At 63.8% G+C, this 10024-nt stretch carries 7 protein-coding genes; 2 read left to right on the top strand and 5 right to left on the bottom strand.

Features of this window, described 5'->3' with window-relative positions:
* Positions 1–40: 40 nt before the first annotated feature.
* The 4 genes from IVB47_RS22675 to IVB47_RS22690 all read right to left on the bottom strand — a co-directional run bounded on the left by IVB47_RS22675 (position 41) and on the right by IVB47_RS22690 (position 5121).
* Complete coding sequence (locus tag IVB47_RS22675; protein WP_007599205.1) at positions 41–1258, bottom strand: substrate-binding protein; 1218 nt, start codon at positions 1256–1258, stop codon at positions 41–43.
* Between the two features lie 4 nt (positions 1259–1262).
* Entirely contained in the window at positions 1263–2120 is an 858-nt protein-coding gene (locus IVB47_RS22680) for a branched-chain amino acid ABC transporter permease (protein WP_247464445.1), read from the bottom strand.
* A 138-nt stretch (positions 2121–2258) separates the two neighbouring features.
* On the bottom strand, positions 2259–3773 hold the full coding sequence (locus IVB47_RS22685) for an amidase (RefSeq protein WP_247464448.1): 1515 nt from the start codon (positions 3771–3773) through the stop codon (positions 2259–2261).
* 160 nt (positions 3774–3933) lie between these two features.
* Positions 3934–5121, bottom strand: coding sequence for a substrate-binding domain-containing protein (locus IVB47_RS22690; RefSeq protein ID WP_247405718.1), 1188 nt, complete (start codon positions 5119–5121; stop codon positions 3934–3936).
* A 178-nt stretch (positions 5122–5299) separates the two neighbouring features.
* Here IVB47_RS22690 and IVB47_RS22695 point away from each other — a divergent pair, with 178 nt between their 5' ends.
* Positions 5300–5734, top strand: a complete 435-nt coding sequence (locus tag IVB47_RS22695) for a MarR family transcriptional regulator (protein WP_007599198.1) — start codon at positions 5300–5302, stop codon at positions 5732–5734.
* 221 nt (positions 5735–5955) lie between these two features.
* On the opposite strand, the gene secA is transcribed toward IVB47_RS22695, so the two are convergent.
* On the bottom strand, positions 5956–8796 hold the full coding sequence (gene secA / locus IVB47_RS22700) for a preprotein translocase subunit SecA (RefSeq protein ID WP_027567996.1): 2841 nt from the start codon (positions 8794–8796) through the stop codon (positions 5956–5958).
* A 361-nt stretch (positions 8797–9157) separates the two neighbouring features.
* Between secA and IVB47_RS22705 the strand changes: the two genes are divergently transcribed.
* Positions 9158–10024: peptidylprolyl isomerase (locus IVB47_RS22705; RefSeq protein ID WP_247464450.1), on the top strand; the 867-nt coding region annotated here is incomplete at its 3' end.

The raw sequence follows: 10024 nt of genomic DNA on the forward strand, positions 1-10024 counted from the left end.
TCGCCTGTTTCACTGCGCCCATCGACTTCAGCATTCCGGCTTAACACTCCTTGGGGTCGACGAGCCCGTCGCTGCGTCCGACGATCTCGTAATTCCCGCCCTTGGCGACCGCGGTGTACATCTTCATCTTGCAGTGCCGCTTGCCCGGGACCATCTCGGCCGGTCCACCCGGGCCCTCGGCGATCTTGGCGTGGTCGAGCGTAGCCGCGACCGACTCGCGGTCGATCTTGCCGGCTTCCTTGACGGCGGCTTCCCACAGCTTCAGGCCGCGATAGGTTCCGGTGGCGGCGCTGCCGGCGGCGAACAGGAAATTGCCCGGGAAATCCTTCTCGTAGGCCGCCTGGATTTTTGCGTCGAACGGGTTCTCCTTGGTCAGCACCTTGAAATAGTCGAGACAGCTGGCGAGACCCTCGATCTCGGCGGCCTGATTGATGTTGAGCGTGTTCTCGTCATAGTAGACGCAGGCCAGCCGTCCGCCGTTCTTGAGGAAGCCGGCTTCATAAAGCTGCTTGAAGAACGGGCCGACGCCCGGCGGGATGACGGTGTTGAAGACGACGTCGACCTTGTTGGAGATGATGCGGTTGACGGTCGAGGAGAAGTCGACCTGGTCGAGCGGATAGTATTCCTCGAACACGACCTCGCCGCCATTGGCCTCGATCACCTTGCGGGCATAGACGTTGAGCGTGTGCGGCCAGACGTAGTTGGCGCTCGGCAGCGCGAACTTCTTGCCGCCGTTCTTGATCAGCCAGGGAATGAACTCGTCGCACTGCTGCGCCGGCGTCGGTCCGGTGCAGAACAGATAGGGCGTGCACTCCTTGCCTTCGTAGAGCTGCGGATAGATGTAGAGCGTCTTGCCGCGCGCGACGATCGGGTCCTTGATCGCGTTGCGCATCGACGAGGTGATGCCGCCGAGCACCATGTCGACCTTGTCGCGCTGGATCAGCTTGCGGACATTGCCGACCGCGACGGATTCGTTCGAGGCGGTGTCCTCGATGTAGAGCTCGAGCGGGCGGCCGAGCAGACCGCCGCCGGCGTTGATCTCCTTGATCACCATCTTGGCGACGTTGGCGTCGGCATTGCCGGCATAGGCGATCGGCCCCGTGAGGTCGGTGGCGATACCGACCTTGATCGGGGCTTCGGCCGCATTGGCCCAGGGCGCCGGGATCACCCAGCTGCCGACGCCGGTTGCGACCGCCCCGGAGGCAAAGGCGAAATTCGAGAGGAAGCGGCGGCGGGAGAGCTGAGTGCGATCGGACATGTGACTAAACCCCTTTTCCAGCAATGAGGCCCTGCGGCCGGAATTTGATGAAGACGATGGCGAGAACGAAGACGAGGACATCGGCCACGACGGGCGCCATCACCCAGGGCAGCGCGGCACTGAGCGTGCCGATGACGCCGGCGCCCGCGACCGGCCCGATGAAGGAGCCGACGCCGCCGACCATGACCGCGACAAAGCCCTGGATCAGGAAGCGCAGGCCGAGATCGGCGAACAGGCTGAACACGGGGACGATCAGCGCGCCGGCAAGGCCGGCAAGCGCCGCGCCGAACGCAAAGGTGGCGCCGTAGATCAGCGGCGTGGAGATTCCGGAGGCGCGTGCCAGCGACGGGTTTTCCAGCGTGGCGCGCACGCGCAGGCCGAAGCTGGTGCGCGCCAGCAGCAGATAGCAGCCGCCCATCACCAGCGCCGTGATGACGATGATTGTGAAGCGCCAGGCCGAGATATGCATGGCGCCGATGTCGATCGAGCCGCCGATCGGCTCCGGCACGGTGAGATAGAAGCCGCCGATCAGGCCGCGCACGGATTCGCGGATGATCAGGCCGAGCGCATAGGTGCCGAGCATGGCGACGATGGGGGCTGCGTAGAAGCGTCGGATGATCAGCGCCTCCAGCACGAAGCCGAGTGCGCCGACGAGGAAGGGCGCGGCGACCATGCCGGCCCAGATCGGCAGGCCCTTGGTGTAGGCGAGATAGGTAATGTAGGCCCCGAGCAGGACGAACTCGCCCTGCGCGAAGTTGAAGATGCCCATCATGCTGGCGATGATCCCGAGCCCCAGCACGATCAGAACGATGATCGCGCCGAAGCTCAGGATCTCGAACGCCGCGACGAACGCGTTAGCCATGCGCCGGAGCCTTTCCCGTTCCGACGGAATCGGAACGGGGCTCAGGCTTGTTGTCTTGACACGTTTTCCTGGCGCGAACCGGTATCCACGTCGCGCGGAAACGCTTCCCTGTTCCGTTGGCCCGCATCAATGCCTCGCTCACATCTTCTTCCAGTCGCCGATCTGCTCGAAGGCGTGGGCGGCGCGGTAGATGGTGGATTCCTCGAACATGCGGCCGACCAGCATCAGGCCGACGGGCAGACCGTCGACCATGCCGCAGGGCAGCGACATCGCGGGATGATGGGTGATGTCGAACGGCGCAGTGTTGGAGATCATCTCCAGCGCACGTGCGACATAGTCCTCGCGGCTGGCCGTGGGCTCCGGCAGCTTCGTCGCCTTCATCGGCGTGGTCGGCAGCAGCAGCAAATCGTAGTCTTTGAAGGCCTTGTCGTAGGCCGCGGTCAGGCGTCGCGAGATGTTGAGCGCCTTGCCGTAATAGCGCGGACCAAAAGTGTTGTTGATGTAGGTGCCGAGCAGCAGGAACAGCTTTGTGGTCTCGGACAGGGAATCCGCCTGCCGGCGCCAGCCGCGATGGAAGTCCATCAACGTGGTCGAATAGAGATCCGAGCGGGACAGGCCATAGCCGTCGCCATACATCATGGTCTGGGTCATGCCCTCGGTGCCGATCGGCGTCCAGATCGCGGGACCCATGAGATGCATCGGGATCGAAACGGTCTCGACCGTGGCGCCGAGATCCCTAAAGCGCTTTGCGGCCTCTCGAACGCTCTCGTTGACGGCGGCTTCGGCCGTCGCTTGCTCAAAGCCTTCCTTGAGGATGCCGATCTTCATGCCCTTGACGCCTTGGCCGAGCGCCTTGGTGTACTCCTCGACCTTGGGCGCCTTGATGCGGGGATCGTAGCCGTCGTCGCCGGCCAGCACCTCCAGCAGCAGCGCGTTGTCGGCGACGGTCGCCGTCATCGGGCCGGTGTGATCGACGAACACCTCGATCGGCATGATGCCGGTGTAGGGCACGAGGCCCCAGGTCGGCTTCATGCCATAGGTGCCGCAGAACGAGGACGGCATGCGGATCGAACCACCCTGGTCGCCGCCGATCGCCATGTCGACCTCGCCGAGCGCGACGACGACGCCTGAGCCTGACGACGAGCCGCCGGCCGAATAGCCCATCTTGTGCGGATTGTGGACGGCGCCGACCGCATTGGTGTGGCTGCCGCCGGACATGCAGAAGGATTCGCAATGGACTTTTCCGGCGATCTCGGCGCCGGCATCGAGCATGCGGGTGACGATGGTGGCGTCGAAATCGGGTACGTAGCCTTGGAGCGTCGCCGAACCGTTCATCATGGGAACGCCGGCGAGCATGATGTTGTCTTTCAGGGCGACCGTCTTGCCCTTGAGCTTGCCGCTCGCCGCACCCTTCACGGTCGACTTGCGATACCAGGCGTTGCGCGGGTTCTCTTCCGGCGAGGGCCGATAACCCGGCGTGCGCGGATATTTGACCTCCGGCACCTCGTCCGGCATGGCTCCGACCAGATTGTAGGCTTCGATCGAGCCCTGCATCAGGCCGCGGAACGAGGCGACATCGTCGTCGGTCAGCGAAAGGCCGCACTGGTCGGCGACGCTGCGCAATTGGGCTGGCGTGGGAAGGACAACTGTCACGGCGCTCTCCTGAAGTTTCTTGATCCCTGGCATCGGACGGAAGCCGTCCTGCGCCGGCATGGCGCCGGTCGGGCGGCTTCACCTCGATATTACAGACGGAAATATTTTCCTTTTCAAGTATTATTTTGGATTTCCGCCTGTGCGCGTCACTGCGCCCGCATCAGATCGGTTTGATCAGCTTGAAGTCGAGGCCATCCGCCCCGGCGAGATACATTTGCATCCGGGTGTGACCGTTGCTGACCGTGACGGGGCCGCGCGCGCCGCCATAGACGATGTTGCGGCCGGCCGCGAGCATCGGCCCCATCGCCAACGTGCCCGCCTTGTTCGCCACGGCCTCGAGGAAGCGCAGTCCCTCATAGCTGGATTGACCGAGCGACCCGATCGGGGGCCCGTTCGGCCCGAACATCGCGCGATAGCGGCTCTGGAAGTCGTCATTGGCCCGCGATCCGATGCCGGGGAAATAGCCGGAGGCGCAGAATAGGTTCTCGCTGTTGTCGGCGCCGATTCCGAGCAGCACGGTCTCGTCCATCGCCCCGGCCAGCCGCAGCGTCGTGGCGCCGAGGCCGCATTCGCCGAACGCGCGATTGAACGTGATGCTGTCGGTGCCGATCAACGAGATCAGGACGACGTCCGGCCTTGCGGCACGGATGCGCTCCAGGTGCGGCTCGTGGTTGTCTTCGCCGAGGGGAACGAACTCTTCGCCGACGACATGGCCGCCGGCCTCCTTGATGTAGCGCTTCACCGCGCGGTGCGACTGCCATGGCCAGACATAGTCGCTGCCGATCAGGTACCAGCGCGCCGCCTTCTTGACCTCGGCGAGCCAGTGGATCGAGGGGCGGCTCTGCCAGCGCGGCGTCTCGCCGATCGCCATGACACCCGGCGTCTGCTCGCCGCCCTCGTAAACGGGCGTGTAGATGTAGGGGATGCGGTGGCGCGTGGTGACCTTGCGCAGCGCCACGCGCACCGCGCTGGTATGCAGTCCGACGATGAGGTCGATCTCATCCGAAGCGATCGCCTGCTCGGCGCGGCTCAGAATCCCGTCGAGTGGGCCGCCCGCGTCATAGATCGAAAGCTCGATTTCGCGCCCGAGAATGCCGCCGCGCTTGTTGATCTCGGCGACCGCGAGTTGCGCGCTGCTTGTCGCGCACGGGCCCCAAACGCCGGGCGAGCCGGTGCAGCACATGAAGCCCCCGATGCGGAGCTTGTTGTGTGCGCCGCGGCGCTTCATGAAATGCGCGTCAGTCGGCGACAGGTCGAAATCCGCTGCCGCGGACGACAGATTCCTGAACAGCAAGGACGGCGGTAACGCCGGACCGCCGTGAGCCGGGAAGTTTACCGTCGCGCGCACGCCAACTCCTGTCTGAGACCAGACTTGAAAGCTCATTCGAGAGGCGGCCGCGGCACCCGCCCTATTGTTGGGCAATATCCTATTTTGAAAATATTGAATATTCAAGAATTGAAGTGCATATAGATGCAGCATCGATTGCAAGACATTCACTCATTTGGGTCAAGACAAAGTCTTAGCCGTGGCAAAACCGAACACCCCGATCACCGAACACCTCGCCTACCTGCTCGCGCAAGCCAACCGGGAGATCAACCGGCAGCTCGAACTGCGGTTGAGCAAGGAAGGCGTGCCCGTCGAGCAGTGGCGCATCCTGAAAGTCCTTTCGGATGGCAACGGCCATTCGATGGGCGAGCTCGCGGATGCCGTGCTGCTCAACCATCCGACGCTGACCAAGATGATCGACCGCATGGTCTCCGACACGCTGGTCTACCGCGTGCAGGACCCGAACGATCGCCGCAAGGTCCTGATGTTCATCTCCGATCGCGGCAAGGTGCTGAGCAAGAAGCTCAACTCGCTCGCGGTCGACCAGGAGGAGCACATCCTGGAGAGCTACGGCGACAAGTCGACGAGCGAATTGAAGCGGCTGCTGGAAAGCTTGATCGACAGCTCGAATTGAGTGGTGCGTTTAGCTAGCTCCCTCGACACGGTCGTCCCGACGATGGAGATGGAGCTGCGCGCCACATACTCGCTGTCATCGCCCGATTTAGTCGGGCGATCCAGTATTCCAGAGACTGATGTGATTTGAACCGAGAAGCCGCGGCGTACTGGGTCGCCCGGCTAAACCGGGCGACGACAGCGGAGAGTGAGGCACCGACGTCGGCGCCTCACATTCAAGCCTTAGGCATACCGCCCGTGGCAGTGCTTGTACTTCTTGCCTGAGCCGCAGGGGCAATCCTCGTTGCGGCCGATCTTGCCCCAGCTTGCCGGGTTCTTGGGATCGCGCAACGCGGCGTCGGTGGCCTGCGCTCCGAGGGTGACGCTGGCGAGCGCCATTTCGTCCTCGCCGGTGTTCGGATCGAACTTGTGCGCTTCCATCGGCGGCAGCACCGGGGCTTCCTGCTCCGGCGGCACGATCTCGACCCGCATCAGCTGCGCCGTGACGGCCTCGCGCAGATGCGCGCTCATCTCCTGGAAGAGGTTGAACGCTTCGGTCTTGTACTCCTGCAACGGATCGCGCTGGCCGTAGCCGCGCAGGCCGATGACCTGGCGCAGATGGTCGAGCATGATCAGATGCTCGCGCCAGAGATGGTCGAGCGTCTGCAGCAGAATGGTCTTCTCGACGTAACGCATCACGTCGGGGCCCCATTGCCCGACCTTGGCCGCCATGTGCTCGTCGGCCCGGGTCTCGATGCGCGTGAGCAGCTCCTCGTCGGCGATGCCCTCTTCCTTGGCCCAGTCCTCGACCGGCAGGTCGAGATCGAGCACGCGCTTGAGCTCTTCCTTCAGGCCCGCGACGTCCCACTGCTCGGCATAGGCATGCTCGGGCACGTGCTTGGCGACGAGGTCGTCGATGAAGGCGTGGCGCATGTCGGCGACGGTCTCGGCGACGCTGTCGTCCTTCATCAGGTCGACGCGCTGGTCGAAGATCACCTTGCGCTGGTCGTTCTGGACGTTGTCGAACTTGAGCAGGTTCTTGCGGATGTCGAAGTTGCGGGCCTCGACCTTCTGCTGCGCCTTTTCGAGCGCCTTGTTGATCCAGGGATGGATGATCGCCTCGCCCTCCTGCAGGCCGAGACGCTGCAGCATGCTGTCGAGGCGATCCGAGCCGAAGATGCGCATCAGATCGTCTTCCAGCGACAGGAAGAATTTGGAGCGGCCGGGGTCGCCCTGACGGCCGGAACGGCCGCGGAGCTGGTTGTCGATGCGGCGGGATTCGTGGCGTTCGGAGCCCATGATGTAGAGGCCACCGGGCTTCTTCACGGTCTTGGCCGGCTTCGAACCCTTCGCCGGCTCGATCTCGACCTCTTCCTCGGCCTTCAGCACGATCTCGCGGAAGTGCTCGATGTCGGCCTTGATCTGCTCGATCTTCAAGGCCTTCTCGGCCTGGTCCTCGATCGAAGCGGCCTCCTGCTGGATGCGCATTTCCAGCGAGCCGCCGAGCTTGATGTCGGTGCCGCGGCCGGCCATGTTGGTCGCGATCGTGATCGCGCCGGGGACGCCGGCTTCCGCGACGATGTAGGCTTCCTGCTCGTGGAAGCGCGCGTTCAGCACCGCGAACAGCTTTGCCGGTTTGCCGGCGCGGGCCGCGGCGTACAGCTTCTGCATCGAATTTTCGTTGCCGAAATCGATCTGCCGATAGCCGTGCTTCTTGAGATATTCGGCGATCACTTCCGATTTTTCGATCGAGGCGGTGCCGACCAGCACGGGCTGCAGCCGCGCATTGGCGCGCTCGATCTCGGCCAGGATCGCGGCGTATTTCTCGTTCTGGGTGCGATAGACTTCGTCGTCCTCGTCGAGACGGGCGACCGGCAGGTTGGTCGGGATCTCCACGACCTCGAGCTTGTAGATGTCGAACAGTTCGTCGGCTTCGGTCAGCGCCGTGCCGGTCATGCCGGCGAGCTTTTCGTACATCCGGAAATAGTTCTGGAAGGTGATCGAGGCCAGCGTCTGGTTTTCGGGCTGGACCTGCACGTGTTCCTTGGCTTCCAGCGCCTGATGCAGGCCTTCGGAATAGCGGCGGCCCTGCATCATGCGGCCGGTGAACTCGTCGATGATGACGACCTCGTCGTCGCGGACGATGTAGTCCTTGTCGCGCGTGAACAGCGTGTGGGCGCGCAGCGCCTGGTTGATGTGGTGCACGACGGAGACGTTCTCGACGTCGTAGAGCGACTCGCCCTTGAGCTGTCCGGCATCGCGCAGCAGCGTTTCGATCTTCTCCATGCCGGCTTCGGTCAGCGTCACCGTGCGCTGCTTCTCGTCGACGTCGTAGTCGGACTTGTCGAGCTTGGGCAGGAAGCCGTCGATGGTGTTGTAGAAGTCGGAGCGGTCGTCGAGCGGGCCGGAGATGATCAGCGGCGTGCGCGCTTCGTCGATCAGGATGGAGTCGACTTCGTCGACGATCGCATAGAAGTGCGGCCGCTGGACCATGTCCTCGAGCCGGTACTTCATGTTGTCGCGCAGATAGTCGAAGCCGTATTCGTTGTTGGTGCCGTAGGTGATGTCGCAGGCATAGGCCATCTTGCGCTCGGAATCGTCGAGGCCGTGCACGATCACGCCGGTGGTCAAGCCGAGGAAGCCGTAGATCTGGCCCATCCAGTCGGAGTCGCGGCGGGCGAGGTAGTCGTTGACGGTGACGACGTGGACGCCCTTGCCGGCGAGCGCGTTGAGATAGACCGCGAGCGTTGCAACCAGGGTCTTGCCTTCGCCGGTCTTCATCTCGGCGATGTCGCCCTCGTGCAGCACCATGCCGCCGATCAGCTGGACATCGAAATGGCGCTGGCCGAGCGTGCGCTTGGCGGCTTCGCGGACCGTGGCGAAAGCGGGGACCAGGAGGTCGTCCAGCGTCTTGCCCTCGGCGAGCTGCTTCCTGAACTCGGCGGTGCGGGCCTTGAGGGCCTCGTCGGAGAGTTTCGAGACCTCGGGCTCCAGCGCGTTGATCGCGTTGACGCGGGACTGATATCCCTTCACCCGCCGGTCGTTGGCGGAGCCGAAAAACTTACGGGCGAGCGCGCCGATCATGCTTAGTTCCTGTGTTCGCGATTCAACCGCGTTCGCGTTGCAGCCAAGAGGTTGTCACCCGCCTGCCTATCAACTCACCGTGACGCCTGCTGGGCGCCGGAGCCCCGTCTGCGGGGGGTCCATCCGCCATATGGGTGGGAGTTGGGCAAGTCTGGGTTCAACGGCCAAAAACGCAGCAAAATAAACGCCATCGCATGGACGCGACCGGGCAGAGATATGGCCCGGTCAGGGCCTTGTCAACGGCGGGTGCATTGCGGCTAATTCATCATTTTGACAGACTTTTCGCGTTGCCAAGGCCCCCTGAATTGGGCGAGTGTCCGCCCCGCTCGAGCAGCCCCCTGCTTCAACAAAAGGATTTTTCATGACCACCTCGTTCCCGGTAACCAAAACCGGCCTGCGCTTCGGCCTCGCCACCGCCCTCGTGGGCTGCCTTGCGCTGGCGCTGATCGCGGGTCCCGGCCGGGCTGCCGACGATCCGGTGCTGGCGAAAGTCAATGGCGCTGAAATCAAGAAGAGCGACGTCGCCATGGCCGAAGAGGAACTCGGGCCGAGCCTCGCCCAGATGGACCCGGCGACCAAGGACGAGAACGTCCTGTCCTTCCTGATCGACATGAAGATCGTCGGCAAGGCCGCCGAGGACAAGAAGCTCGCTGACGGCGAGGAGTTCAAGAAGCGGCTCGCGTTCGCCCGCAACCGCCTGCTGATGGACAGCCTGCTCGCCGGCGAGGGCAAGGCCGCCACCACCCCGGATGCCATGAAGAAGGTCTATGAGGAGGCCTCCAAGCAGATCACCGGCGAGCAGGAAGTGCACGCCCGCCACATCCTGGTCGAGACCGAGGACGAGGCCAAGGCGGTGAAGGCCGAGCTCGACAAGGGCGCCGACTTCGCCGAGCTCGCCAAGAAGAAGTCCAAGGATCCGGGCTCGGCCGACGGCGGCGACCTCGGCTTCTTCACCAAGGAGCAGATGGTGCCGGAATTCTCGGCAATCGCCTTCGCGCTCGAGCCGGGCAAGATCTCCGACCCCGTGAAGTCGCAGTTCGGCTGGCACGTCATCAAGGTCGAGGAAAAGCGCAGCCGCAAGGCACCTGATTTCGAGCAGGTCAAGGCGCAGATCGAGCAGTATGTCACCCGCAAGGCCCAGGCCGACTACGTCGCCAAGCTGCGCGCGGAAGCCAAGGTCGAGCGGCTGGACCAGCCGGCGGATGCGGCCAAGGACGCGAAGCCGGCT

The organism is Bradyrhizobium sp. 62 (genome assembly GCF_023073035.1).
Taxonomy (GTDB): Bacteria; Pseudomonadota; Alphaproteobacteria; order Rhizobiales; family Xanthobacteraceae; genus Bradyrhizobium.

Bases quoted from the DNA above. Each gene is read 5' to 3' on its own strand.
- secA (WP_027567996.1), bottom strand. From the start codon at position 8,796: ATGATCGGCGCGCTCGCCCGTAAGTTTTTCGGCTCCGCCAACGACCGG.
- IVB47_RS22680 (WP_247464445.1), bottom strand. From the start codon at position 2,120: ATGGCTAACGCGTTCGTCGCGGCGTTCGAGATCCTGAGCTTCGGCGCG.
- IVB47_RS22675 (WP_007599205.1), bottom strand. From the start codon at position 1,258: ATGTCCGATCGCACTCAGCTCTCCCGCCGCCGCTTCCTCTCGAATTTC.